28 protein-coding genes are annotated in these 24,785 nt (G+C 42.9%); 4 read left to right on the plus strand and 24 right to left on the minus strand.

The genetic code is table 11. The features are described from left to right. The first annotated feature begins 70 nt into the window (after window positions 1-70). Window positions 71-739 (plus strand): hypothetical protein, encoded by a 669-nt coding sequence (locus ACKWCA_RS13570; protein ID WP_413978751.1) that lies wholly within the window; start codon window positions 71-73, stop codon window positions 737-739. 232 nt (window positions 740-971) lie between these two features. Then, window positions 972-1,694 (plus strand): head GIN domain-containing protein, encoded by a 723-nt coding sequence (locus tag ACKWCA_RS13575; protein ID WP_413978752.1) that lies wholly within the window; start codon window positions 972-974, stop codon window positions 1,692-1,694. A 3-nt stretch (window positions 1,695-1,697) separates the two neighbouring features. Here the strand turns inward: ACKWCA_RS13575 and hisIE are convergent, their stop codons facing one another. From hisIE to ACKWCA_RS13695, 24 genes are all read right to left on the minus strand, one after another. After that, window positions 1,698-2,297 (minus strand): bifunctional phosphoribosyl-AMP cyclohydrolase/phosphoribosyl-ATP diphosphatase HisIE, encoded by a 600-nt coding sequence (gene hisIE, locus ACKWCA_RS13580; protein ID WP_413978753.1) that lies wholly within the window; start codon window positions 2,295-2,297, stop codon window positions 1,698-1,700. Window positions 2,298-2,384: 87 nt separating this feature from the next. Further along, window positions 2,385-2,966 carry a GNAT family N-acetyltransferase gene (locus ACKWCA_RS13585; protein ID WP_413978754.1) on the minus strand — a complete coding sequence of 194 codons (582 nt, stop codon included), beginning with the start codon at window positions 2,964-2,966 and terminating at the stop codon, window positions 2,385-2,387. 11 nt (window positions 2,967-2,977) lie between these two features. Further along, window positions 2,978-3,733: an imidazole glycerol phosphate synthase subunit HisF gene (gene hisF / locus ACKWCA_RS13590; protein WP_413978755.1), complete on the minus strand. Its 756-nt coding sequence runs from the start codon at window positions 3,731-3,733 to the stop codon at window positions 2,978-2,980. A gap of 65 nt (window positions 3,734-3,798) precedes the next feature. Beyond that, window positions 3,799-4,308 (minus strand): DinB family protein, encoded by a 510-nt coding sequence (locus ACKWCA_RS13595; protein WP_413978756.1) that lies wholly within the window; start codon window positions 4,306-4,308, stop codon window positions 3,799-3,801. A gap of 6 nt (window positions 4,309-4,314) precedes the next feature. After that, window positions 4,315-5,040 carry a 1-(5-phosphoribosyl)-5-[(5-phosphoribosylamino)methylideneamino]imidazole-4-carboxamide isomerase gene (gene hisA / locus ACKWCA_RS13600; protein ID WP_413978757.1) on the minus strand — a complete coding sequence of 242 codons (726 nt, stop codon included), beginning with the start codon at window positions 5,038-5,040 and terminating at the stop codon, window positions 4,315-4,317. Next, window positions 5,037-5,462, minus strand: a complete 426-nt coding sequence (locus tag ACKWCA_RS13605; protein ID WP_413978758.1) for a GNAT family N-acetyltransferase — start codon at window positions 5,460-5,462, stop codon at window positions 5,037-5,039. Before ACKWCA_RS13605 ends, hisA begins: the two co-directional genes overlap by 4 nt. Before the next feature lies 1 nt (window position 5,463). After that, window positions 5,464-6,045: an imidazole glycerol phosphate synthase subunit HisH gene (gene hisH / locus ACKWCA_RS13610; protein ID WP_413978759.1), complete on the minus strand. Its 582-nt coding sequence runs from the start codon at window positions 6,043-6,045 to the stop codon at window positions 5,464-5,466. Window positions 6,046-6,092: 47 nt separating this feature from the next. Then, on the minus strand, window positions 6,093-7,232 hold the full coding sequence (gene hisB / locus ACKWCA_RS13615; protein ID WP_413978760.1) for a bifunctional histidinol-phosphatase/imidazoleglycerol-phosphate dehydratase HisB: 1,140 nt from the start codon (window positions 7,230-7,232) through the stop codon (window positions 6,093-6,095). Then, on the minus strand, window positions 7,225-8,274 hold the full coding sequence (hisC, locus tag ACKWCA_RS13620) for a histidinol-phosphate transaminase (RefSeq protein ID WP_413978761.1): 1,050 nt from the start codon (window positions 8,272-8,274) through the stop codon (window positions 7,225-7,227). Before hisC ends, hisB begins: the two co-directional genes overlap by 8 nt. A gap of 14 nt (window positions 8,275-8,288) precedes the next feature. Next, entirely contained in the window at window positions 8,289-9,596 is a 1,308-nt protein-coding gene (gene hisD / locus ACKWCA_RS13625) for a histidinol dehydrogenase (protein WP_413978762.1), read from the minus strand. Between the two features lies 1 nt (window position 9,597). Then, window positions 9,598-10,020 carry a GNAT family N-acetyltransferase gene (locus tag ACKWCA_RS13630; protein ID WP_413978763.1) on the minus strand — a complete coding sequence of 141 codons (423 nt, stop codon included), beginning with the start codon at window positions 10,018-10,020 and terminating at the stop codon, window positions 9,598-9,600. Further along, window positions 10,020-10,877, minus strand: coding sequence for an ATP phosphoribosyltransferase (hisG, locus tag ACKWCA_RS13635; protein ID WP_413978764.1), 858 nt, complete (start codon window positions 10,875-10,877; stop codon window positions 10,020-10,022). Before hisG ends, ACKWCA_RS13630 begins: the two co-directional genes overlap by 1 nt. Window positions 10,878-11,122: 245 nt before the next feature. Beyond that, window positions 11,123-11,938: a prohibitin family protein gene (locus ACKWCA_RS13640; protein ID WP_413978765.1), complete on the minus strand. Its 816-nt coding sequence runs from the start codon at window positions 11,936-11,938 to the stop codon at window positions 11,123-11,125. A gap of 11 nt (window positions 11,939-11,949) precedes the next feature. Then, window positions 11,950-13,980 carry a VWA domain-containing protein gene (locus ACKWCA_RS13645; RefSeq protein WP_413978766.1) on the minus strand — a complete coding sequence of 677 codons (2,031 nt, stop codon included), beginning with the start codon at window positions 13,978-13,980 and terminating at the stop codon, window positions 11,950-11,952. Next, a complete protein-coding gene (locus ACKWCA_RS13650) occupies window positions 13,981-14,106 on the minus strand; it encodes a hypothetical protein (protein WP_413978767.1) in 126 nt (41 codons plus the stop codon). A gap of 9 nt (window positions 14,107-14,115) precedes the next feature. After that, window positions 14,116-14,430 (minus strand): YbjQ family protein, encoded by a 315-nt coding sequence (locus ACKWCA_RS13655; protein WP_413978768.1) that lies wholly within the window; start codon window positions 14,428-14,430, stop codon window positions 14,116-14,118. A 23-nt stretch (window positions 14,431-14,453) separates the two neighbouring features. Then, window positions 14,454-15,200 carry a 3-oxoacyl-[acyl-carrier-protein] reductase gene (fabG, locus tag ACKWCA_RS13660; protein WP_413978769.1) on the minus strand — a complete coding sequence of 249 codons (747 nt, stop codon included), beginning with the start codon at window positions 15,198-15,200 and terminating at the stop codon, window positions 14,454-14,456. Window positions 15,201-15,326: 126 nt separating this feature from the next. Then, window positions 15,327-16,199 carry a succinate--CoA ligase subunit alpha gene (sucD, locus tag ACKWCA_RS13665; RefSeq protein ID WP_413978770.1) on the minus strand — a complete coding sequence of 291 codons (873 nt, stop codon included), beginning with the start codon at window positions 16,197-16,199 and terminating at the stop codon, window positions 15,327-15,329. A gap of 73 nt (window positions 16,200-16,272) precedes the next feature. Then, window positions 16,273-17,205, minus strand: coding sequence for a UDP-3-O-(3-hydroxymyristoyl)glucosamine N-acyltransferase (locus tag ACKWCA_RS13670; protein ID WP_413978771.1), 933 nt, complete (start codon window positions 17,203-17,205; stop codon window positions 16,273-16,275). A gap of 71 nt (window positions 17,206-17,276) precedes the next feature. Next, window positions 17,277-17,843, minus strand: a complete 567-nt coding sequence (gene efp, locus ACKWCA_RS13675) for an elongation factor P (RefSeq protein WP_413978772.1) — start codon at window positions 17,841-17,843, stop codon at window positions 17,277-17,279. Between the two features lie 9 nt (window positions 17,844-17,852). Continuing rightward, window positions 17,853-18,638, minus strand: coding sequence for an acyl-ACP--UDP-N-acetylglucosamine O-acyltransferase (lpxA, locus tag ACKWCA_RS13680; protein WP_413978773.1), 786 nt, complete (start codon window positions 18,636-18,638; stop codon window positions 17,853-17,855). A 1-nt stretch (window position 18,639) separates the two neighbouring features. Continuing rightward, window positions 18,640-20,046 (minus strand): bifunctional UDP-3-O-[3-hydroxymyristoyl] N-acetylglucosamine deacetylase/3-hydroxyacyl-ACP dehydratase, encoded by a 1,407-nt coding sequence (locus ACKWCA_RS13685; protein WP_413978774.1) that lies wholly within the window; start codon window positions 20,044-20,046, stop codon window positions 18,640-18,642. Beyond that, window positions 20,030-21,064 (minus strand): UDP-3-O-(3-hydroxymyristoyl)glucosamine N-acyltransferase, encoded by a 1,035-nt coding sequence (gene lpxD, locus ACKWCA_RS13690; protein WP_413978775.1) that lies wholly within the window; start codon window positions 21,062-21,064, stop codon window positions 20,030-20,032. The genes ACKWCA_RS13685 and lpxD overlap by 17 nt, the downstream gene beginning before the upstream one ends. 23 nt (window positions 21,065-21,087) lie before the next feature. Then, window positions 21,088-22,317 carry an HD domain-containing protein gene (locus ACKWCA_RS13695; RefSeq protein ID WP_413978776.1) on the minus strand — a complete coding sequence of 410 codons (1,230 nt, stop codon included), beginning with the start codon at window positions 22,315-22,317 and terminating at the stop codon, window positions 21,088-21,090. Window positions 22,318-22,475: 158 nt separating this feature from the next. On the opposite strand from ACKWCA_RS13695, the gene porX reads away from it, so the two are divergent. Beyond that, window positions 22,476-24,020 (plus strand): T9SS response regulator signal transducer PorX, encoded by a 1,545-nt coding sequence (gene porX / locus ACKWCA_RS13700; protein WP_413978777.1) that lies wholly within the window; start codon window positions 22,476-22,478, stop codon window positions 24,018-24,020. A 30-nt stretch (window positions 24,021-24,050) separates the two neighbouring features. After that, complete coding sequence (locus tag ACKWCA_RS13705) at window positions 24,051-24,743, plus strand: hypothetical protein (protein ID WP_413978778.1); 693 nt, start codon at window positions 24,051-24,053, stop codon at window positions 24,741-24,743. The last annotated feature ends 42 nt before the right edge of the window (window positions 24,744-24,785 follow it).

Below are 24,785 nucleotides of genomic sequence, written 5' to 3' on the forward strand. Positions count from 1 at the left end.
ATCAAAAAATATGCAACTTTTCATAAGAACCATTGTCAATCTAAGTAGTCAATCAATATAAAACAACAATATGAACAATCAAAAATCAATAGTACTGCTACTTGCCTCCTTTTTCAGCATTCTTGGTGCCGCCCAAGAAGAAGATGGATATGTAGAATTCAATGACCGTAATAATGTGGTGCATGGCGTTTATTTAGGACTAACCATGCGTTATGGGGAGGTCGATGATGCAGATACCTATATGGGTGGAATCACAGTAGCCTATGTAGCGAATCAGCAATTTGAGGTTGGTTTTGAGGGTAATTTTATTTACTCCGACCAAGATGTCTTCAATACCGCGCTCTCAAGACGTGAGGATTTGATAGGGGCCTACGGCGGATTGCATCTAGAACCGATATTTTTTAGCAAATCAAGGGTGAATCTGTCTTTTCCGCTTTTAGTCGGCGCTGGAGGTATCGGGGTAATAGACGATAATTTCGATGAGGATTTTGACCAAGACCTTACGGAAGATGATTTCGATGCAATTTTTGTAGCGGAGCCGGGTATCAGCGCACTGTTCAATATCTCTAGATATCTACAGATTGAAGCCGGGGTCAAATACCGATTCACGAGTAAGATCAATTTGGTCAACAGTCCAGTGGATCGCCTCAATGGGTTTTCAGGAGGAATTGGCATCAAGGTGGGGGTATTCAATATGGGTCGAAACCGGTATAAAAAAACCATTGGTGATGATAGATAACCATCGTAAACTAGGCCCATTTCATACACTCATCGAAACAAAGCACGTCTTCAATGAAGACCATCAGGTTTTTATGCGAACGACTGAAGAAAAGGAATCTTCATTGAGACCGCCAACAAAAGAATGGCACCCTATTCAATTGACCTGGGTTCCTGTTTAATACCTGAATTGTAAGAAGGGCGTATGAACGGCCTGACTCAAATAATCATCAATCATTCATAAAATCATAACAATGAAAAAAGTAAATTTAATTTTTGGAGTACTCCTCGCTATTGGGCTTTTGACCTCATGCGACCATGATACCATTCGTGCTTCGGGTGATGTGACCTCGCTCGACTATTCAATTCCTTCTTATTCGGAACTGAAGGTTTCGGATGCGTTTCATGCCTACGTCACCTTTTCGGATACAGAAGAAAGTGTTCGCATAGAGGCAAATGACAACCTTCATGATAGAATCATCGTAAAAAGGGAAGGCGATGCCTTGGCAATTCGGTTAAAAAACTTCACCAATGTTCGCGGTAATGCTACGATGAACGCCTATATCACTACCAAGAACATTGCCACTTTCGATCTTTCAGGGGCGTCACGTGTGACATTGGATAATACCTGGATCGTTTCAGATGGTCGCATCGATCTTTCCGGGGCTTCGGATATCAGCGGGGAAGTCGATGCAGAACGGTTATACCTCGATACCACCGGCGCTTCAAGTCTTGATCTTTACGGTGATGTATCTTCTTTGAACGCCAAACTTAAGGGAAGTAGCGACATCAAAGATTATGATTTAACGGTGCAGGATCTGAACATAGAACTCTCAGGTGCCAGTGAAGCGTTTTTATCCGTTGCCAATAGCATTGATGTAAAGGCATCAGGTGCCAGTGTGCTCAATTATAAGGGAGAAGCAGCTGTCAATAATAGAAAGCTTTCGGGATCCTCAGAAGTAAATCACAGAAACTAAGGGCTATTTATTTCTATTTCTCAATTCAGCTTCAATATCAGCAAGGGTAAACCCTTTGGCTTGCAACAATATCAGGTAGTGGAAAAGTAGGTCGGCACTCTCGTATAAAAAGAGTTCATCATTGTCGTCTTTGGCCTCGATAACCGTTTCAATGGCCTCTTCCCCCACTTTTTGCGCAATTTTGTTGATTCCCTTTTCGAAAAGGGATGCGACATAGGAAGAACTACCATCATCGGTGGTTCTTCTTTGTTTGATAATTCCCTCTAATTGCGAAAGAAATGCGAAATTAGGGCTGTTCTCTTCACCCCAACAAGTATCCGTACCGGTATGGCAAGTAGGGCCAACGGGACGGACGGAAATCAATAAGGTATCTCCGTCACAATCGTTCTTGATATCCACTACATTCAGAAAATTACCACTCTCTTCGCCTTTTGTCCATAAGCGCTGTTTGCTTCTACTGTAAAAGGTCACCCTCTGGGTCTCTTGTGTTTTATCAAATGCGGCTTGGTTCATATACCCTAGCATCAAAACGTTCTTGGTCCGCGCATCTTGAATGATAGCAGGAATGAGTCCATTTGGGTCTTTATCGAAATCTATGGTCATAATTTTTCTTTTATACACATGAAGGGTAAGCGATCATCCTTAGCTAGAATTGAGGACTGGTTATTTTTAAAACAACATTCCCAAAGCTCAATTCATTCGAAGCAGGTAAATCGGAAAACCCAGTTCCTTTTCTTTATTAAAAATCCGTAATCCAAATTTTTGGTACAGACGCACATGATCTTCCGAAGCGGTATCTACAATCACGGGGAGTTCGTTGTCTTTAAAATCCTTGAACACCTGCATGATCAATTTTGCCGCTGTCACGGTGCCTTTATACTCATTGCGCACCGCGAAAATCATCGGTCGAATATAGGCCCCATTGGGATAATTGCGTTGTACTATTTTCTGTCGGCGCAGCACTTTTCGAACCCTCTCGACACCGATGCATTTGATTGCCAAACGGATGGTTGACGCCAATTTCGAAATACTGAAGGTGTCTTTATGGGCATAGGAAATCAAAAGGCAGCTCGCACGGTTATCGGAGAGAAACACTTCTCCGGTACGCATGGCCTTATCAAATAAATACTCCATTAGAATTCGCATTCGCTCTGAGCGTTTTTCATCTTGCTTCACGACCAAATTAATAGAATTCTCTTCCATCAAAGGTTCAAATGCCTCCACCAAAATAGCGACCACCGTTTTTCTGTCTTCCTTACTAGCGCGTATCAATTTGTTTGGCTTTATAATCGAACGGGGATACCGTTTTTATGTAATTCTTTTTTCAAGTCTTTAATTTTGATTTCTTTAAAGTGGAAAACACTGGCCGCCAAAGCGGCATCCGCTTTTCCTGTCTCGAAAGTATCTGTGAAATGCTCCACAGTACCGGCACCTCCCGAAGCAATAATAGGAATATTGACCTCGGTCGACAGTTTCGCCAAAGCCTCATTCGCAAATCCGTTTTTAGTGCCATCATGATCCATGGACGTGAACAATATTTCCCCTGCACCGCGTTGTTCCACTTCCTTGGCCCACGAAAACAGCTCAATTTCCGTAGGAACCTTACCTCCGACCAAATGAACCATCCATCTGTCATTTATTTTTTTCGCATCAATGGCCACCACGATACACTGCGAACCAAACTTGGCGACCAAATCATTGATCAATTGCGGGTTCTTCACCGCCGATGAATTAATGGAAATCTTATCTGCACCGTTCCGCAACAAAACATCAACATCCTCTACCGATGAGATCCCCCCACCTACCGTAAAAGGAATGCTTACCTTCTCCGCGACGCGATATACCAATTCAGCTAAGGTCTTCCGTTTTTGTTCGGTAGCGGAGATATCGAGAAACACCAATTCATCCGCACCTTCGCGACTGTAGATTTCAGCCAATTCAACAGGGTCGCCAGCGTCCCGCAAATCAACAAAATTTACACCTTTTACGGTACGCCCATCCTTGATATCCAAACAAGGTACTATTCGTTTTGCAAGCATTTTTTTAGTTCTTAAAAGTATGGCTCGAGCGCTTCACAACGGACCATAGGCCTCTTGTTTTACCCTTATTTGTTTTTAATCGTCAAATCCATCCCATCGTAAAACCCTAGATCGGTATCCTTCAGCTGCTTCGTCCAAAAAGCGATTTGACCAGTGTGATATGAGTAATGCTCGACCGCATGCAGTACAACGCCTATTCCGGAAAAATAAAACCCCTGTACATCACGCTTTCTGACCAATTGTTCCATCGAAGCATCGTTGATCACCCTTTTGGCCTTTTCAACGGTTTCGATCAACCGGTCGAGGAGTTCTTTCTTGGTGTAGCCTGATTCCGCATTGAATTCAGCATCACGGTTTCGATTATCCTCCGTCTGCCCCAAGGAAGAAATAACATATTGCGTAATATTACCACAAAGATGTAAAATCAAATTGCCAATACTATTTAACGAGGCATTTGGCCGTTTCCATAGCTCCTCTTCCGAAATATGCTCGAGCGAAATTCGGTTCATTCGGGTGCTTTCATCTAAACGATACAGTGCATTTTGCACAAATTCTTCCCTGATTCTCTCTTCCATAATTTTTTATTGGGATAATATATAGGATTCCAATTGTTTCAAACGTATTCGATTCTCGTAAATCGCCTTACCGATAATGACACCCTCACAGCCAATCTCCAGCAGCCTTGGGAGTTCATCAAAGTGCGATACGCCGCCCGAGGCAATCAAATTAAGCCCCTCGGAGTTTCTCAATAATTTCTCATATAGTTCGAAGGAAGGTCCTTCTAACATACCGTCTTTTGAAATATCGGTACAAATGACATATTGAATGCCTTTTTCTTGATACGATCGAATAAAGGGAAGCAATGCCTCTTTCGATTCTTCCTGCCAACCGGAAACCGCTACTTTTTCGTTCATGGCATCTGCACCAAGGATGATCTTTTCCGCTCCGTAGGTATGCAACCATTGCAGAAAGACTTCCTTGTTTTTCACAGCGATACTTCCTCCCGTAATTTGATCAGCGCCACTTTCAAAAGCGATACGCAGGTCATCATCGGTTTTCAATCCGCCACCAAAATCAATTTTCAAGCCCGTTTTAGAAGCAATCTGTTCCAATACCTTGTGGTTCACGATATGCTTTGACTTTGCGCCATCAAGGTCTACCAAATGTAAATATCGAATGCCATGTGCCTCAAATTCCTTGGCGACCTCTAAAGGGTTCTCATTGTACACTTTTTTTGTGTCGTAGTCTCCTTTTGATAGGCGAACGCACTTCCCCTCGATGATATCAATGGCAGGAACTATTCTCATAATCCGTCTAGTTTTTGAAGGTCTCTTGCCATATACAAGGCCGAGTCGCCGATTTTTTTGAATCCATATCGTCCATAAAGCGCATGTGCATCTTTTGTCTTAAGGGTCAAGGTCTGCAATTCGTTCAACATCCTATCTTCCAACATATGCCCTATCAATGCCTTGCCCAAACCTTTTCCTTGATACTCCGGAGCAATAAAGACATCCATAATATTACCGAAAAAAACAAAATCGGTCACTACTCGAGCAAAACCGATTTGCTCATTGGACAGGGTATACATGCCAAAACAGTATGAATTTTCGATAGTCCGTTCAGTTTGTTCCAAAGTACGCCCCTTGCCCCAATACGAGGTATTGATCATATAGTCATAAATGAATTGCAGGTTCAATGCCGATTTGTCGGTCGATATGCGATAGTCCATATTACACTTCCAAAAAGTTCATTAGTATCCGTTCCCCTATCATGCTACTTTTTTCTGGATGAAATTGTGTTCCGTAAAAATTACCCTTTTGTAAGGCCGCACTGTAGGGTAGCTCGTAAAATGACTCCGCAATGGTTTCTTTGCAAAGGGGCGCATAAAAACTATGCACCAAATAAATGTGTTCTTTTTCGTCCACCTCTTCAAAGAGTTTGGATTTCAGGTTGCTGATCTGATTCCAGCCTATCTGCGGAACTTTGACCCGATCGGAAAATTTCACGACTTCCGTATCAAAAATACCTAAGCCTTGGGTCTCTCCTTCCTCTGAGGAATGACACATCAATTGCATCCCTAAACATATGCCCAAGACCGGCTGTTTTAACACGGGAATCACCTTATCCAAACCACTGGCCTTTAGCTTGTTCATGGCACTACTCGCCTCTCCTACTCCAGGAAAAATCACCTTATCGGCCTCTTGAATTTCCTGTGCATCATGGCTTAATACGGCCTCGTACCCCAATCGTTGAAAGGCAAATTTGATACTTTGTATATTTCCTGCCCCGTAGTCTATAATTACAATCTTCACTGTTATGGTTTTATGAATAACCGACTTTGTTCGATAGCTCTATTAATTTAAAGCACCCCTTTTGTACTGGGCAACACCATCTTTTCCACATCTCGCTTTACCGCCATTTTGATGGACTTGGCGAACGCCTTAAAAATGGCCTCTATCTTATGGTGCTCATTAGTACCTTCTGCCGTTATATTAAGGTTTGCTTTGGCTCCGTCGGTAAAGGATTTGAAAAAGTGATGAAACATTTCCGTAGGCATATCCCCCACTTTTTCCCGTTTAAAAGTGGCGTCCCAGACTAACCAATTTCGCCCACCGAAGTCAATAGCAACCTGCGCCAAACAATCATCCATAGGCAAGCAGAATCCATAACGCTCAATGCCCAGTTTTGTTCCGAGGGCTTGGCGAAACACCTCCCCTAAAGCGATTGCGGTATCTTCAATCGTATGGTGCTCATCTACCTCTAAATCTCCGTCTACTTTGATATCCAGATCCATTTGTCCGTGACGGGCCAACTGATCCAGCATATGGTCAAAAAAGGCCAGACCGGTATTGATTTGCCCTTTTCCTGTGCCATCAAGATTCAAATTGATCTTGATATCCGTTTCATTTGTCTTTCGATGTATTTCCGCCGTTCGATCTTGAAGTTTCAAAAATTCGTAGATTTTTTCCCAATCATTACTTTCCAATGTGATGACCTCGTCAAGTGCCCCTCGTTCAACCGTAATTTCCCCTGTACCCAAGTGGGTCTCGTCATTGATAAAAATTCCTTGTGACCCTAGATTCTTAGCCAACTCCATATCGGTTAATCTATCCCCGATAACGTATGAATTCGTCAAATCATAATCCTCTGAGAAGTAAGCGGTCAACAAACCGGTTCCCGGTTTTCTTGTGTTCGCATTTTCATGGGGGAAGGTCCGATCTAAAAAAACCGCATCGAATACCACTCCCTCATTCTCAAATGATTTCAAGATAAAATTATGCACAGGCCAAAAAGTATCCTCTGGAAAGACATCGGTTCCGAGACCATCTTGGTTTGTAATCATGACCAATTCATAGTCCAATTCCTGGGCGATCTTACCCAAATAGGTAAACGCTTTGGGGTAAAAGATCATTTTCTCAAAGGAATCGATTTGTTCGTCGACCGTTTCTTTAATGATGGTTCCATCTCGATCGATAAATAGGACTTTCTTTTTACGCATCCGATAGTTCTTTTAATGCTCTGATCAATTTTTTATTTTCACTTGCCGTACCTACGGTAAAACGCAATGTATTTTGACATAAAGGCTGTGTACTTCTGTTGCGAATGACAATTCCCTTATGTAATAGCTGTGCATACCTTAAGTCGGCGTCATCAACTTTGACTAAGATAAAATTTGCTTCCGTAGGGTACAACATATCCACAAAAGAAACTGTTAGAAGCGCTGTGCGCAGCTTCTCTCTTTCGGTGAGTATGTTCGCTACCTCCGAGGTAACCGCTTCTTGCGCAAGTACACGTTCTAGTGCCCTTGACTGTGTTAGTCCGTTCACATTATAGGGCGGCTTGATCTTATTCAGAACGGATATAATCTCCGTGGATGCAAGGCATAGCCCTAATCGAATGCCGGCCAAACCATATGCTTTTGACAGGGTTTGGGTGACCACCAAATTCGGAAAGTCCGACAATCGGCCCACCCAACTTTTTCTAGGGGAAAAATCGATATAGGCCTCGTCGATGACAAGCAAACCATTGAAGGCTTCGAGTAAACCCTTAATTCGATCCTCATCAAAACCATTTCCAGTGGGATTGTTCGGGGAACAAAGAAAAATCAGCTTCGTATGCTCATCCACGACCTTGAGAATTTCCTTTACGTCAGGTTGAAACGTATCTGTCAAGAGCACCTTTCGGTTTTCAACGGTATTGATTCCCGATAGCACATTGTACATCCCGTAAGTGGGTGGTAAGGTGACGATATTATCCACATGGGGTTCACAAAACGCCCTGAACAGCAAATCCAACACTTCATCACTTCCGTTTCCTAATAGGATGTTTTCGGGCAGTACTCCTTTTGGTTCTGCCAAAACCGATTTCAAATCGCGTTGTTGAGGATCGGGATATCGGTTTACCCCATTCTCAAAAGGATTCTCATTGGCATCTAAAAATACCATTTCAGAACCATCCGATTTGTATTCGTCACGTGCGGAAGAATACGGTTGTAGTGCTTCTACATTTGCCCGGGTTATTTTATTTAATTCGAAATTCATCGATTTCTCTTTAACTATGATCGGTCTGATCGTATTTCCTTTTTTATGCTGTTCAATCTTAAGGTAACGGCATTTTTATGCGCCTGTAACCCTTCCGCTTCTGCCATGATTTCTATAGCATTCCCAATTTCCTGGATTCCTTCTTTAGAGATTTGTTGGAAGGTCATGCTTTTCATAAAACTGTCTAAATTCACCCCACTGTACTGTTTCGCATATCCATTGGTAGGAAGGGTATGATTGGTGCCTGAAGCATAGTCGCCAGCACTTTCCGGGGTATAATTGCCAATAAATACAGATCCGGCATTCAGAGTGTTCTCTATATAAAAATCAACATCCTCAACACAAACGATAAAATGCTCGGGCCCGTATTCGTTGATGAGATCCATGGCAATTTCATCATTGGCGACATAAATCAATTTACTATTGGCAATCGCCTTTTTCGCGATCTCTTTTCGGGGCAATTCCTTCAACTGCAATGCTACTTCAGCCTGCACCTGTTCTATGAGTGCCTCAGAGGTAGACACCAGAATGACTTGACTATCCGTCCCGTGTTCCGCTTGACTCAATAAATCAGAGGCTACGAAACCGGCATCCGCGGAATCGTCGGCGACTACCAGTAATTCACTGGGGCCTGCAGGCATATCAATGGACACTCCATATTTTGTCGCAATCTGTTTGGCAACGGTCACATATTGATTCCCAGGGCCGAATATCTTATACACTTGCGGAATACTTTCCGTACCAAAGGTCATCCCCGCGATGGCCTGTATGCCACCAACTTTAAAAATTCGGGTCACGCCGCACAGGGCGGCCGTATATAGAATAGCCGCATTGACGTTGCCTTCGGTATCGGGCGGAGTGCAGAGTACGATTTCACGACATCCTGCAATGGTAGCCGGAACGGCCAACATCAATATGGTAGAGAACAAGGGAGCGGTACCGCCAGGAATGTACAAACCTACCTTCTGGATCGGACGTTTTTCTTGCCAACAGTGTACACCTTTAGCGGTCTCTACCGAAACGCGCTCCGTTACCTGGGCTTTATGGAATGCCTCAATGTTATTTTTAGCGGTTGCTATGGCGTCTTTAAGGGCGATAGAAACCAAGGCCGTTGCCTGTTCGATTTCAGCCTCCGACACATAAAAGTCATTCAGTTCTACCTTATCGAACTCCTTCGTATACTTTTTCAAAACCGTATCACCTTCACTGGCAACTTCTTCAAAGATGGTGTTGACCATATCTTGAATATCGCTTACAGTGCGCGTCGGACGTTTTAAAATCGATGTCCAATCGGTTCGTTCCGGATTGTATATCCTATCCATCCTATAGTTTTTTTTGATAGTGATATGCTACCAATTCATATCCTTGTTTCTCCCAAAACCGCTGTCCCGTCTCGTTACTTGTATAACAGTTCAGTTCAGAAGCGGAACATCCTTTTGATTTGGCATAACCAAAAATCCAGTCAAACAGTTGTTGCCCTACGCCTTTGCCTTGATATTCGGGCAAAACGAACACATTATCAGGCTCAAAGTGCTTGCCGACATAATACTTGGTCAGCATCCAAATACCTGAAATCCCTACTAATCTGACGCCGTGGTAGGCGCCGACGCATTGATAGTTCTGAAGCAACATCTGTTGAAGTCGTTTTTTTAGTATTTCATATGGAATTGCGGGGTTCAATTGCTGTAGTAGAGGAATAATCACCTCCATTTCCTCTTTTTCGATAAGGCGAATCTCAAAATCCATCAGAGTACCATTTTCTCAATAGGGCACACTAGAATTCCTTCTGCACCTACCTTTTTCAATTCATCAATAACTTCCCAAAAGGTATCTTGCTTGATAACCGTATGCACGGAGCTCCAACCTTCTTCTGCCAAAGGCAATACCGTAGGGCTGCGCATACCTGGTAATAGTTTTAGAATGTCGTCCAGTCTTTGATTCGGTACGTTCATCAATACGTAATTCGATTGCCTGGCCCTTAAAACCGATTGAATACGAAACTGTATTTTTTTTAGGATCTCCTTTCTTTCCTCTGAAATTTTGGGCGAAACGGCCAACACAGCCTCGCTCTTCAACATCACCTCAACCTCTTTCAAATTGTTCTTAAAAAGAGTACTCCCGCTCGAGACGATATCGCATATCGCATCTGCCAAACCGATATTCGGTGCGATTTCTACGGAACCATTGATGATATGCAATTCTGCTTTTACTCCTTTTGTCTCTAAATAATTACGCACGGTATTCGGGTAACTGGTTGCAATACGTTTGCCTTCAAAATCATTGACCGAAGTATAGGCTACCGATTTGGGTACGGCCAAGGAGACCTTACATTTTGAAAAGCCTAGCTTTTCAACGAACTCGATGTCAACACCCTTTTCGATCAATACGTTCTCTCCGATAATCGCAATGTCCACTACTCCATCGCGCAAATATTGAGGGATGTCACCATTTCGCAAATAAAACACTTCCAAAGGGAAGTTTCTGGAGGATGCCTTGAGTTGATCCTTTCCATTATCGATTGAAATACCACAATCCTTAAGAATTCTGAGAGAGTCTTCATTCAGTCGTCCTGATTTCTGAATGGCAATTCTGATTTTTGTCATTTCTTTTCTTTTGTATTCAAGCAATCGCATGGTCTAATTAAAAAACCCGTTTGATTGCTCAAACGGGTTTTAAATATGCTGTAATACTACAATACACCTTTACCTCGCTTGACAGCCAGTGGAAAGGTGATGATGTGTATTCTTATTTTTCATTACGTTGTAAAAGTAAACTGTATTTTTGATTTTTCAAAAGAAAAGTTAGAAATCACACAAAAACCTTTTGATATGATTTTCTTTAGACTCCATTAATTATTTCCTAATATTATTGGCAATCCAGCATCTCCACCACCTACAACGATTACCTTAGAATTAGGTGATTCAGAAAGTTTTAAAGTTGCGTCGATACCTTTATCCTGTAAAATTTTATCGGTTAAGGACGCGCTCAAAATTCTATTAGCATCTGCCTTACCCTGCGCTTCAATAGTCACTTTTTCAGCTTCTTTTTTGGCGGTTACCAATCTAAACTCGTATTCCAATGATTCTTGCTCTTGTCTTAGTTTACGCTCAATGGCCTCTTTGATCGTATTTGGGAGCGTTACATCGCGAACCAAGACCTCATTCAATTGCACATTCTGCTTGTCCAATATTTTTTTGGTCTCGGCGAATATTTCGTCTTGAATGGCATCTCGTTTACTGGAGTATAATTGCTCGGGCGTATAACGACCGACAACACTTCTGGCAGCACTCCGAATGGCAGGTTTTATTACCCGATCCAGATAATTTTCACCTAAATTTTGGTGCAAAATTCCCAATTCAACATCAACCGGTTGATACCAAGCCGAGGCATCAATTTGTATTTCTAGTCCGTTGGAAGAAAGAACTTTCATTTTTTCGAAGAGCTCCTGCTGTCTTACCTCGTAAACATACACTTTGTTCCATGGCGCGACAATATGAAACCCTTCCCCTAAAGGAGGCTTATCAGTTACCACACCACCTCCGAATGTTTTATATAGCACCCCGGCCTCACCGGAACCGATGGTGACGGCGGATTTTGAAATCAATATGACCAATGCGATCAAGATAAAAACTGCAGGCAAGGCAATTTTCGGTAATTTTTCCATAATATTCTATTTTATATTAGTCCGTTATATTTTCTGATGAACCATTCCAATGCCAAGAAGGCTACGATCAGCGCCATCAGTATTCTGAAATCTATCAAAGATACGACATTTTTAGAGCTCTTTTGGGTGGGCGCGAACTCATTCGTGGTGGTTAATTGCGCTATCAAAGAATCCATTTCGGATGGAAAGTAAAGTACTCCTCCGGTAGAATTCGCCAGTTGTTGCAGCTTTTGATAGTCAGATGACAAAAATTGCTGCTCCACATCAAAATCGAGGATGGTGAAACTGCCGGATGAAGACCGGTTTTCTTCTTCGACGCTAACGGTAAAGTCATATGTTCCAGCGGGAATTCCTAGGAGGTCAGCTTCATAAAAACCATTCTGAAGCAACATGGGTATTTCCTTTGTAAATCCGTTTTCCCTTTCCTTGACCCTCAATACCATAGTTGCATTGGCATCAAAAACAAAGGCTCCGTCAAAATAAGTTGCGGTGATCTTGGAATCACCGCTACCGTCATAAATACGCTTGTACTCGAGGTTCAACCGCTTTTTAGACTCATTATCCGAAAGGTACAGCATCAACTTACCGATGAGGAGGTCGAAGTTCTCGAAATTCCGGTCGTTTCTAAAGCTCTGTACGCGCCATTTCCAAAGGTTCTCCCCAAACAGGAAAAGTTTCTTTCCTTCGGGTTCTTCCTTTGCGATTAGCAAAGGAGTATTGATATCCCTACCGCGAATCATCATTGAAATCAATATGTCGGCATCACCACTTGCCACGATTGCTCCTGCATCACTCTCTAACGGTGGAAAGTCTACCGTCGAAACCTTGGAAATATCGAACTTTGAAAATGAGGGATTCAAAATTGGGGAAATCTCTTGATTTGGATATCCATCTTCGACACGTACCTGTGGCTGCACCGAATTAAAAAATCGCCAATCCGTCTTATTGCCACCGATGATAAAACTACTGCCCCTTTTTTGTCGGATATAGTCAAAGACCGCCTTGAAAGAGGCATCAGGTTGATAGAGTATGAAAATATCGACCTCATCCAATACGTTGGTCGAAGTTGTAGGCTTATTAACGGACACTGAACGTTGTTCATTACTTTCGATGGCTTTAATCAGTGCTCCGATGTCAGGGTGGACGATACTTGAAATGATGGCGACATTGGTTTTTTCATCAATGACCTCAACGGCCATCCGCTTTTGATTATTCACGGTATTACGCTCGTTATCAAGTGGTTGCAACTGCACTGAAATGGCCTTCACTCCTACCGTTTGAGCATCAAGTAAGGCATTCACTGTTTGCGTGCCATCTCCGTCCGTAAACGATAGGGTTTCCCTATATTGGGTAGTGCCGTCTACTGAAATAGTCAATTGGGCGGTGGTACCGGAACGGCCCTCATAGGTCACAAAGAGCTCGACGGGAAATTTGTTCTTGAGAAATGCATATCTATTGACATTTACCTGATCAATTCGCAAATCTTCATAGCGTGTGGTATCACCGATAACAATGGGAAGTACTGGAAACTTCAGCGAACTGCCCAAAAACCCATAGTCATTTCCTAGGGTTTGATTGCCATCGGTAAGCAATACCGCAACCGTGCTGGTATTATTATAGATCTCTTTGGTCGAGCTGAGGGCCCTGGCGATATTTGTATTTTGGTCAGTAAAAGAAAGGCTATCTTGTTGTTCCGCAAGTTCAGTCCCAAATTGATAGTTGCTCAGGTCGAATCTATCGGCAACAGCCTCGTTTCGATTCAATTGATCGATTAGATCACCTATCCGTTGCTGTGACGTCGCAACGGAAGTGGAGTTATCGGTAAGCACGACAAGATTGGTTTTCTCTAGCCTATATTCGTTTTTTGAAAACTTGGGATTGATCAACAAGACGAGTAGCCCGAAAAGGCTTAAAAAGCGTAAGAAGGCCAAGGTCTTTGCCAAAGTACCTTTTCTCTTGGTTTTAAAATGATACTGGAAAAGCGCCAATAAGAGGGCTACAAGTGCCGCCCCAAAAATGAATAACAGTGTAGTCGTTTGCATTTAGTTATCTCGCTTCTCAAAATCCTCTTTCCCTTTCTCCTCGATCCTACGTATCACAAGGTAAATCAGCACCCCAAAAAGGCCTCCGTATATCAAGAGCATCGGAAGTAAAGGTACCCACTTCATCAGCTGGGGCTATTTCAATTTGACCGCCGTTCCGTAGGCCAGCATTTCCGCCGCACCCTGCATTACCTGTGAGGTATTGAACCTCACGTTTACCACGGCATGGGCACCAATACGCTCGGCATCGTCCAACATCCGTTTTATGGCCTGTTCACGGGCCTGTGCCAATAGCTTCGTATACTCGGAGATTTCACCGCCAACGATATTTTTGAGACCTGCAAAGATATCACGACCTATGTTTCTCGCACGTACCGTACTGCCTCTAACCGTACCGAGAGACTCGCTGATCTCTTTTCCGGCAATTGTCGCTGTGGTTACATAAATCATCCGATATCCTTTAAAGTAAAACGTTACGTCAACATTCCGCCATCAACATTCAGCACCTGACCTGTAACATAAGCCGATAGGTCTGAAGCTAAAAACAAGCAGGCATTGGCAATATCCTCGGTGGTTCCGCCACGTTTCAACGGAATTCCTTCCCGCCAGCCTTGAACTACTTTTTCGTCAAGCTTTGCGGTCATCTCAGTCTCAATGAAACCTGGGGCTATGGCGTTACAACGAATGTTACGCGACCCCAACTCCAGGGCGACCGATTTAGTAAAACCGATCATTCCGGCCTTTGAGGCCGCATAGTTGGTCTGACCAGCGTTACCTTTGACCCCAACGACACTGCTCATATTGATTATGGAACCTTTACGCTGTTTCAGCAACGTACGTTGTACCGCTTTGGTCATATTGAACACCGATTTCAAATTGATTTCGATTACGGTATCGAAATCCTCTTCGGCCATTCGCATCAGCAGGTTATCTTTCGTGATCCCTGCATTATTGATCAACACATCAATACCCCCAAAGTCTTCCAATACTTTGGACACCAAGTCCGCTGATTCGGTAAAACTCGCTGCATTACTTTTGTAGGCCTTGGCATTAACTCCCTTGGCCTTAAGCTCTTCTTCTAATTGTAGGGCGGGGCCCTCACTCGAACTATAGGTAAAGGCAACATTCGCTCCATGTTCGGCGAACGTTTCGGCAATTCCCTTTCCAATACCTCTACTAGCTCCTGTGATAATTACGTTTTTCCCTTCTAATAGTTTCATTGATATAGCTGTAAATCGTTTATAATCAACCTGTGAACCTGTTTTATGAGACGATTAAAAAATCCTGTCTAACCGATTATAGCTCAGTCTAAACAGGATGTTGTAAATGCTTTGGTACGGCAGTTTCTATCCTAAGACTTCTTTCACCTTTTTTCCGATTTCCGCCGGAGAATCCACTACGTAAATACCATGCTCTCGCATAATTCTTTTCTTTGCCTGCGCTGTATCATCACTACCGCCTACAATAGCACCTGCATGGCCCATGGTTCTTCCCGCGGGAGCGGTTTCCCCAGCGATAAAACCAACTACCGGTTTTTTGCTTCCACTTTCCTTATACCATTTTGCCGCGTCCGCTTCCAATTGACCTCCTATTTCACCAATCATTACCACACAGTCAGTGTCTTCGTCATTGATCAATAATTCGACCGCTTCTTTGGTCGTGGTGCCTATAATGGGATCTCCACCAATACCGATGGCCGTAGTAATACCCAAACCTTGGCGTACCACTTGATCGGCCGCCTCATAGGTAAGCGTACCTGATTTGGAAACAATCCCTACGTTCCCTTTCTTGAAAACGAAACCTGGCATGATCCCTACTTTTGCCTCTTCAGGGGTAATCACCCCAGGACAGTTAGGACCGACAAGTCTACAGTTCCTGTGCTTTATATAATTGGAGGCCTTTACCATATCGGCAACGGGAATACCCTCGGTAATCGTAATAATCACCTTGATTCCAGCATCGGCCGCTTCCATAATGGCATCTGCTGCGAAGGCAGGGGGTACAAAAATAATAGTGGTATCGGCACCTACTTCGGCAACCGCCTCTTCGACCGTATTGAAAACGGGTCTCCCTAAATGCTCTTGACCACCTTTTCCAGGAGTCACACCACCGACTACATTGGTACCGTATTCAATCATTTGTTCGGCATGGAAGGTACCTTCACTACCGGTAAAACCCTGTACTATTATTTTGGAATCCTTGTTTACTAAGACACTCATGTTCTTTTATATTTATTTAAAGCTGCACAAAAATATAGGTTTGCCCGTGAAATCTAAAGCATTCTAGCGCATATTATTCTTCTAATTTTTTTAGGATCAAGGGAATCTTCTTCACATCGGCCAATTGCTTCAGTTTTCTTCTTGCTTCTTCCACTGGACTCCCAAAGTAGGTTTTTCCACCTTCAATGGATTTCGAAATACCGGTCTGCGCCAATACGATTGCTTTCTTACCTATTGTTATAGCACTGGTCACACCGACCTGACCCCACAACGTAACCTCATCTTCGACAATAACGCAACCCGCTATACCGCACTGGGCGGCGATCAAACATTTCTTACCGATGACCGTATCATGGCCCACCTGTACCTGGTTATCCAATTTTGTTCCTTCTTCAATGGTGGTACTTCCGGTAACGCCTTTATCAATAGTGCACCCAGATCCGATTTCTACATGATTCTTGATGACTACATTTCCTCCGGATTTTAACTTATCGAAACCCTCTGGTCTATTTTTAAAGTAAAAGGCATCCGATCCTAAGGTAGTACCGGCATGAATGATGACATGGTCGCCTATGATGCAATTGTCATAAATGGAAACATTCGAATGTACAATACAGTTATTACCAATCACTACATTGTTTCCAATAAACGTATTTGGCTGAATTACAGTATTTTGACCTATTTTTGCTGAACTTGAAATTAAGTTGGTAGATTGCTCAAAGGGTTTAAAAAAATCGGTTAGCTTATTGAAATCCCTAAAGGGGTCGTCAGAAATCAATAGCGCTTTTCCTTCAGGGCAATCCACGCGTTTATTGATCAGGATTACTGAAGCCCTACTTTCTAGCGCCTTGTCATAATACTTAGGATGATCTACGAACACGATCTCACCTTCGCGAACTACATGGATCTCGTTCATTCCCAATACTGGAAAATCTGAAGGTCCGACCGATTCACAATCGATTAGTGTAGTGATTTGCTGAAGTGTATGGGGTGTTGGAAATCTCAACTGTTCTTATTTAAGTACTTGTGAACGGGAAATTACAAAAGGTTTGGAAAGAATCGACTTGTAATCAAGCCTTATTCCTTCACCCTTTCCATATAGGCCCCTTTTTCGGTATCGACTTTAATCTTATCCCCTTCGTTGATAAAAAGCGGAACATTGACCTCGGCACCGGTCTCTACCTTCGCCGGTTTTGTGGCATTAGTGGCCGTATTCCCTTTTACACCTGGTTCGGTATACGTGATTTCCAAGATAACACTTGCAGGCATGTCTACAGAAAGTGGCATACTGTCTTCGGTATTGAACATGATCTTAACGATTTCCCCTTCTTTCAACAAACCAGGAGCATCAAGACTACTTTCTTGCAATGATATTTGATTATAGTCGTCAGTGTTCATAAAGTGATACGTCTCCCCTTCGGCATAAAGGTATTGATACGATCGCGTCTCGACTCTCACATCTTCTATCTTATGTCCTGCGGAGAAGGTATTGTCGATCACCTTTCCCGTGGTCACACTTTTTAACTTGGTTCGCACGAAAGCCGGCCCCTTGCCTGGTTTTACGTGTAAAAACTCGATGATTTTAAAAATATCGTTATTGTACTTGATGCACAATCCTTTTCTAATATCAGATGTTGATGCCATATATGGTTTTTAATTGGTACTGAAATATCCTTTCATGATTCCCCGTTGCGAATCTCTAATAAACTGCAAGATTTCATCCCGTTCGGGAGTGGCCTCCATCTCAGCCTCGATAATCTGCACGGCTTGAGTATTGTTATAGTTCTTTTGATATAGTATGCGGTAGATGTTTTGGATTTCCCGTATTTTATCGGATTCGAAACCACGACGGCGCAATCCTACCGAATTGATTCCAACGTAGGACAGCGGTTCTCGAGCTGCTTTTACAAAGGGCGGAACATCCTTTCTGACCAAGGAACCTCCAGTCACGAAGGCGTGTTGCCCTACCGAAACAAATTGATGTACTGCAACCAAACCTGCCAAGATTACATTGTCTCCGATGGTCACATGACCGGCCAAGGTAGAATTGTTTGAGAAAATACAGTTATCACCTACTAGACAATCGTGTGCGACATGGCAATAGGCCATTATCAGACAGTTTTTACCGATTACGGTCTTATTTCGGTCGGAGGTGCCTTTATGTATGGTAGCACATTCTCGAATTGTAGTACCGTTGCCTATGCGCACGGTAGTCTCTTCTCCTTGATATTTTAAATCTTGGGGAGGAGCCGAAATAACAGCACCGGGAAAGATATTGCAATTTTTACCGATTCGCGCACCTTCCATTATGGTTACGTTTGACCCTATCCAGGTACCGTCACCAATGGTCACGTTATTATGTATGGTCGTAAAGGGTTCTACCACGACGTTCTTTGCGATTTTGGCGCCGGGGTGAATATAGGCAAGAGGTTGATTCATTTTAGTTCCCTTTTACTTTGATTATCTGCGCCATAATTTCAGCCTCGGAGGCAAGTTTTCCGTTCGTATAGGCTTTCGCGTGCATTTGACAGAGTCCACGTCGAATAGGTTGCATCAAGTCCAATTTGAAAATTAGTGTATCCCCCGGAACGACTTGCTGCTTATACCGTACATTATCGATCTTCAAAAGATAGGTAAGGTAGTTCTCAGGGTCCGGCACGGTGGTCAATACGAGAATACCTCCCGTTTGTGCCATTGCCTCCAACTGCAAAACACCTGGCATTACGGGTGCCCCGGGAAAGTGCCCCACGAAAAAGGGCTCGTTCATGGTTACATTTTTAAGGCCGATAACATGTGTATCGGAAAGCTCTAATATTTGATCTACGAGCAGAAAAGGAGGGCGATGAGGCAACATGTCCATGATTTTTGTCACATCCATCAATGGCGGCTTATTGAAATCGACAACGGGGATATTGTTCCTTCTCTCCGTTTTAATAATTTTGGACAACTTCTTTGCAAACTGTGTATTGACAAAGTGGCCCGGCTTGTTCGCAATGACCTTTCCTCTGATACGTGTTCCGGCCAAAGCCAAATCACCTATCACGTCCAACAATTTATGGCGTGCGGCCTCATTAGGCTGGTGTAGGGTAAGGTTGTCGAGAATGCCGTTCGGTTTTACCGATAACTTCTTTTTGTTGAAGGCTTTTTCAAGCTTCTTCATTGTCTCTTCGGAAATCTCCTTGTCGACATATACAATGGCATTGTTCAAGTCTCCCCCTTTTATCAGACCATTTTCGAGCAAGGCTTCCAATTCATGCAGAAAGCTGAAGGTACGGGCATCGGCAATTTCCGTTTTAAAATCGGACAATTTTTCCAAAGTGGCATTTTGGGTGCCCAATACCTTTGTGCCAAAGTCGACCATGGTGGTCACTTGGTAGGTATCCGCCGGTATGATGGTGATATCACTACCGGTAGTTTCATCCTTATAGGAAATCACATCCTTCACCACATATTCTTCACGTTCGGCTTCTTGTTCTTCTACCCCAACAATTTCAAGCGCCTCCACAAAGTATTTGGAAGAGCCGTCCATAATCGGCGGTTCAGGAGCATCGAGCTCGATAAGCACATTATCGATTTCCATACCGACCAAGGCGGCCAGCACGTGTTCGGAAGTCTGTATCTTGACCCCATTCTTCTCGAGATTGGTTCCTCGTTGCGTGTTCACTACGTAATTGGCATCTGCCTCGATGACGGGTTGCCCCTCAAGGTCGATACGTTTGAAGGCATATCCATGGTTTTCGGGTGCGGGAACGAATTTCATCGTCACATCCTCTCCGGTATGGAGCCCTACTCCTTTTAGGATAACCTCCTTCGCAATTGTTCTTTGTTTGTTATTCGTTATTATCAAGAGTGTACTTTTTGTCCAGTTCGTTAATTCGATTTACAATTTTCGGCAAGTTTTTAAAGTGCACATAAGACTTATTATAATCGCCATAGGCCAATGCGGGAGATCCCTGAAGAATTTCCCCATCCTTAATGTTCCTTCCGATGCCGGATTGTGCCTGTATCCTTACATCATCACCAATGACAATATGCCCAACGATACCCACTTGTCCGCCAATCAAACAGCGCTTTCCGATTTTCGCCGATCCCGCAATACCTGTCTGTGCAGCAATCACGGTATGTTCGCCTATCTCCACATTATGTGCAATCTGAATTTGATTGTCCAATTTCACGCCTTTCCTCAAGATCGTAGAACCTAAGGTGGCCCTATCAATAGTGGTACCTGCGCCGACATCAACATCGTCTTCAAGAATGACATTTCCGGTTTGCGGTATCTTATTGAAGATGCCGTTTTTATCCGGTGCAAAACCAAAACCATCCGAACCTACTATAGCCCCACTGTGTATGACACAGTTATTGCCCACAATAGTGTCCGAATACACTTTGGCACCAGAAAACAAGGTCACATTATCGCCTAATTTTACATTCTCTCCCACATAGGCATTCGGGTATATTTTCACCCCATTGCCCATCACAACATTTTCGCCGACATAAGAGAACGCGCCCATATATAGGTTGTCACCATGTGTGGCACTTTCAGATAAATAACTGGGATGTTCAACACCGACCTTTGCGCTTTTGACCTTATCGTAGTATTCCAGTAGTTTGGAAAACGATTCGTAAGCGTCATCTACCTTGATCAAGGTAGTGACCAAGTCTTGCTCAGGAACAAAATCTTTGTTGACAATGGTAATCGATGCGCGGGTGGTATATATGTAAGGAGTGTATTTCGGATTGGCCAAGAAGGTCAAAGATCCCGTTTCGCCTTCTTCTATTTTGGCTACTTTGTGGACGGCAATCTCGGGGTTTCCATCTACTTCACCCTCTAAAAGACCGGCAATCTGACCTGCTGTGAAAATCATGAACACAAAAGTAAGAAAAATAGTTAAACAGATTCTTTGGGGTAACAGATATAATATTTGGTCACGGTCTTGGAAAGTGCCTTCAGATTTAAGTGATCGGAAGCCTTGGCTACATCGATGATCTTTCCGTTTTTTTTCAGGATATTGATGTTCTGACTGATGGCGTCATAGGCACGATTTTGAATCTTTCCGGTAAAAACAAAGTATTCACATTCTTCATCGGAAAGATCATAAACGGATTTAAACTTGACTTTATGCTTTAAAACAACTTCCTCGGTTATGGGCTTCTTCTTCAATTTGATCTTTAGAAGTGTTCTATTGATAACCATACGACAGAGGCGTGACAATACCCTGTCTTGATGATCCTGCCATTGTTTAATAGCTGATAAGACATCGGTATCATCTAACTGTGCGAACTTTTCCAAAACGCTCGAATTAAAACTGTCCTTGGTAATCTTATGCTGCATAAAAAACAAAAACACAGGGCTGCATTCCAACGGCACACCTTCTTCCAATAGCTTCTTTGCGCGTTTTAAAATACGGATCAACAACTGCTCTGCGACGATGCCCGTCTTATGCAGGTATACTTGCCAATACATGAACCGTCGGGCCATCAAAAACTTCTCAACGGAATAAATAGCCTTCTCTTCCATAACCAGCTCTCCGTTGACCACGTTCATCATACTGATCAGGCGTTCGGCGTTAATATTTCCCTCGGCAACACCGGTATAGAAACTATCCCGTTTCAGATAGTCGAGGCGATCCATATCCAATTGGCTTGAAATCAATTGATTTAGAAACTTTTTTGGGTAAGCCCCTTTAAAAATCTTCAAGGCCACCGTTAAACTTCCGTTAAACCTGTCATTGAGATCTTCCATAAAAAGGATCGAAATGTATTCGTGATGCACGCCTTCGACGATACTTTCTTCCATCGCATGTGAAAACGGCCCATGACCGATATCATGTAATAAGATGGCGCATAATAGACCTTCCTCCTCCTCTTTGGTGATATCAACTCCCTTAAAGCGAAGCACTTGAATGGCCTGTGACATCAAATGCATGCTTCCTAAAGCGTGATGGAAACGTGTATGATGTGCACCGGGATAGACCAAATACGACAGCCCCATTTGAGAAATTCGACGTAGCCGCTGAAAATAAGGATGGGCGATCAGGTCGAATATTAGGGTGTTTGGAATTGTAATAAATCCGTAAATTGGATCATTGAATATTTTGAGCTTGTTCGATTTTGTCAAAATGGAATAGACTTTGCTGTGATTAGCGCATCAAAGTTATTAAAAGTAAGTCTAATAGATACGCCTCAATATATAAATTTGAAGTTTATTACTAGCTCTTGAATACGGCCGATCAAATACCGTCAAAACCCCTATAGCTAGTTAACCTTTCCTGTACTATGAATAAAATAACAATACTATGGGTCGATGATGAAATTGACCTTTTGAAACCTCATATCATCTTTCTTCAAAATAAAAATTATGATGTCATCACCTGCCAGAGTGGCCAGGAAGCATTGGAAGAGCTTTCCGAAAGCCGGGTAGACATCGTATTCTTGGATGAAAATATGCCTGGAATATCGGGTCTGGAAACCTTAAACGAGATCAAGGTGATGAATTCGAGCTTACCGGTGGTCATGATTACCAAAAGTGAAGAGGAGTTTATCATGGAAGAGGCTATTGGTTCTAAAATTGCCGATTACCTGATCAAACCCGTAAACCCTAATCAAATTCTACTTTCCTTAAAGAAAAATCTAGATCATTCCCGTTTGGTCTCCGAAAAGACGACGGCCAATTACCAGCAGGAGTTCAGAAAGATCGCAATGGATCTGTCTATGGTGAACTCCTATGAAGAATGGATCGAACTGTATAAAAAGCTCATCTATTGGGAAATGCGTCTTGAGGATATCGAAGATTCAGGGATGTTCGAAATTCTAGAGTCACAAAAGGTCGAGGCGAATAACCAATTCGGAAAATTCGTCGAAAAGAATTACGAAGATTGGTTTACCGATATAGACGGCCCCGTTATGTCACATACCCTGTTCAAGGAATGGGTACAACCCGAACTACAGCGACAGCCTACCTTATTAGTGGTGGTAGATAATCTGAGGTACGATCAATGGTTCGCTTTTGAAGATACGGTTGGTTCGTTCTATAAAAAAACAGATGAAAAATCATACTTGAGTATTTTGCCGACGGCTACCCAATATGCCAGAAATGCTATTTTTTCTGGACTCACCCCATTGGCCATGGAGAAGAAATACCCTGATTGGTGGAAAAACGATACCGATGAAGGCGGCAAAAATCTGTTTGAGGATAAGTTTTTAGGGGAACAGATCAAAAGACTGGGATTACAACTCAAATGGGACTACCATAAGATCAGTAGTCTCAAGCAAGGCAAACACCTTTCGCAGAACTTTCGCTCCCAAAAGGACAATGACCTGACCGTGATCGTCTATAATTTTGTGGATATGCTTTCACATTCCAAAACGGAAATGGAAGTAATCAAAGAATTGGCCTCCAATGACAAGGCCTACCGGTCGTTGACCCAAAGTTGGTTCAAGAACTCTCCTCTTTTGGAAATCATTCAACAGGCACAGGGTATGGGAATGAAATTAATCATTACCACAGACCACGGTACTATTAATGTAAAGCAGCCCTCAAAACTCATCGGCGATAAGGATACCAGCCTGAATCTTCGCTATAAAACAGGCCGAAGTCTCTCCTATGAAGAAAAGGATGTTTTGGCAGCGCAAGACCCCCGAAGTATTCATTTGCCCAGTATCAACATGAGCAGTTCATTCGTATTTGCCAAGAACGACCTGTTCTTTGCCTATCCCAATAATTACAATCATTACGTAAGCTATTACCGAAACACCTACCAGCACGGCGGGGTTTCCTTAGAAGAAATGATCATACCTTTTGTGGTTTTAGAACCTAGATAGTATCTTTAAGAGGCATTAAAATTCTTGATTATGAGGTATTTGCTTTTTTCGATTTTCGCATTGCACCTGTTGGGAGCAGGCGCACAAGCGGTTCAGGTCATTAATGAACCCATGGATATGATCGTATATTTGGTCAACCTGAAAAATACCGGCTATGCCGATGTTGATGGCTCACCCTATGCCGAGGAGCAATTTAGACCAGCAACCATTGAAAACGAAACGAAAACAAGGTTCATACGCTTGAATACCGCGGATGAAGTTGTTGAGGTGAAAGAAGAGGGTAAAGTGATGCAATTGCGCTTAAGGGAAAATCTGCACCTACAATTTACAAATGGGCCTAAAGCGGAAATGATCGTGAAAATGCATCCAGATGGGGAAGGAAGGTCGAAATTAATGGTCTTTGAAAAAATGAAGTCCGTTGAAGATCATACGCTCTACCTAAAGGAACGCAAAAAATTCATCCCGAAGAAAGCGAAGGAAGCCTTTCAGGAAAGTGCCAAAGCCCGATTTATTGATTTGCCCGACACCTACTACATCACGGATTTCAAATCGAACTCCCCCAACCTTTTGGAACTGCCCAGAAAAAAGAAAGCATTTATGGCCTTTTTTGGAACACATAAAAATGCGGTGGATACCTATATAAAGAAAGAGAAACTCGATTATAAAAATACCGAGGATCTGGTCAAGATACTCACCTTTTTCTTCGAGAATCGGGCTAGTTGAAATAGGCAACCACCGATTGTTGACCATCGGCCTGCTTTTCTG

This window comes from Maribacter corallii, assembly GCF_047345415.1.
GTDB lineage: Bacteria > Bacteroidota > Bacteroidia > Flavobacteriales > Flavobacteriaceae > Maribacter_C.

Coding starts and splice junctions, on each gene's coding strand:
- ACKWCA_RS13570 (WP_413978751.1), top strand. CDS start 71: ATGAACAATCAAAAATCAATAGTACTGCTACTTGCCTCCTTTTTCAGC.
- ACKWCA_RS13575 (WP_413978752.1), top strand. CDS start 972: ATGAAAAAAGTAAATTTAATTTTTGGAGTACTCCTCGCTATTGGGCTT.
- hisIE (WP_413978753.1), bottom strand. CDS start 2,297: ATGACCATAGATTTCGATAAAGACCCAAATGGACTCATTCCTGCTATC.
- hisF (WP_413978755.1), bottom strand. CDS start 3,733: ATGCTTGCAAAACGAATAGTACCTTGTTTGGATATCAAGGATGGGCGT.
- ACKWCA_RS13595 (WP_413978756.1), bottom strand. CDS start 4,308: ATGGAAGAGAGAATCAGGGAAGAATTTGTGCAAAATGCACTGTATCGT.
- hisA (WP_413978757.1), bottom strand. CDS start 5,040: ATGAGAATAGTTCCTGCCATTGATATCATCGAGGGGAAGTGCGTTCGC.
- ACKWCA_RS13605 (WP_413978758.1), bottom strand. CDS start 5,462: ATGGACTATCGCATATCGACCGACAAATCGGCATTGAACCTGCAATTC.
- hisB (WP_413978760.1), bottom strand. CDS start 7,232: ATGCGTAAAAAGAAAGTCCTATTTATCGATCGAGATGGAACCATCATT.
- hisC (WP_413978761.1), bottom strand. CDS start 8,274: ATGAATTTCGAATTAAATAAAATAACCCGGGCAAATGTAGAAGCACTA.
- hisD (WP_413978762.1), bottom strand. CDS start 9,596: ATGGATAGGATATACAATCCGGAACGAACCGATTGGACATCGATTTTA.
- ACKWCA_RS13630 (WP_413978763.1), bottom strand. CDS start 10,020: ATGGATTTTGAGATTCGCCTTATCGAAAAAGAGGAAATGGAGGTGATT.
- hisG (WP_413978764.1), bottom strand. CDS start 10,877: ATGACAAAAATCAGAATTGCCATTCAGAAATCAGGACGACTGAATGAA.
- ACKWCA_RS13640 (WP_413978765.1), bottom strand. CDS start 11,938: ATGGAAAAATTACCGAAAATTGCCTTGCCTGCAGTTTTTATCTTGATC.
- ACKWCA_RS13645 (WP_413978766.1), bottom strand. CDS start 13,980: ATGCAAACGACTACACTGTTATTCATTTTTGGGGCGGCACTTGTAGCC.
- ACKWCA_RS13650 (WP_413978767.1), bottom strand. CDS start 14,106: ATGAAGTGGGTACCTTTACTTCCGATGCTCTTGATATACGGAGGCCTT.
- ACKWCA_RS13655 (WP_413978768.1), bottom strand. CDS start 14,430: ATGATTTATGTAACCACAGCGACAATTGCCGGAAAAGAGATCAGCGAG.
- fabG (WP_413978769.1), bottom strand. CDS start 15,200: ATGAAACTATTAGAAGGGAAAAACGTAATTATCACAGGAGCTAGTAGA.
- sucD (WP_413978770.1), bottom strand. CDS start 16,199: ATGAGTGTCTTAGTAAACAAGGATTCCAAAATAATAGTACAGGGTTTT.
- efp (WP_413978772.1), bottom strand. CDS start 17,843: ATGGCATCAACATCTGATATTAGAAAAGGATTGTGCATCAAGTACAAT.
- lpxA (WP_413978773.1), bottom strand. CDS start 18,638: ATGAATCAACCTCTTGCCTATATTCACCCCGGCGCCAAAATCGCAAAG.
- lpxD (WP_413978775.1), bottom strand. CDS start 21,064: ATGATTTTCACAGCAGGTCAGATTGCCGGTCTTTTAGAGGGTGAAGTA.
- porX (WP_413978777.1), top strand. CDS start 22,476: ATGAATAAAATAACAATACTATGGGTCGATGATGAAATTGACCTTTTG.
- ACKWCA_RS13705 (WP_413978778.1), top strand. CDS start 24,051: ATGAGGTATTTGCTTTTTTCGATTTTCGCATTGCACCTGTTGGGAGCA.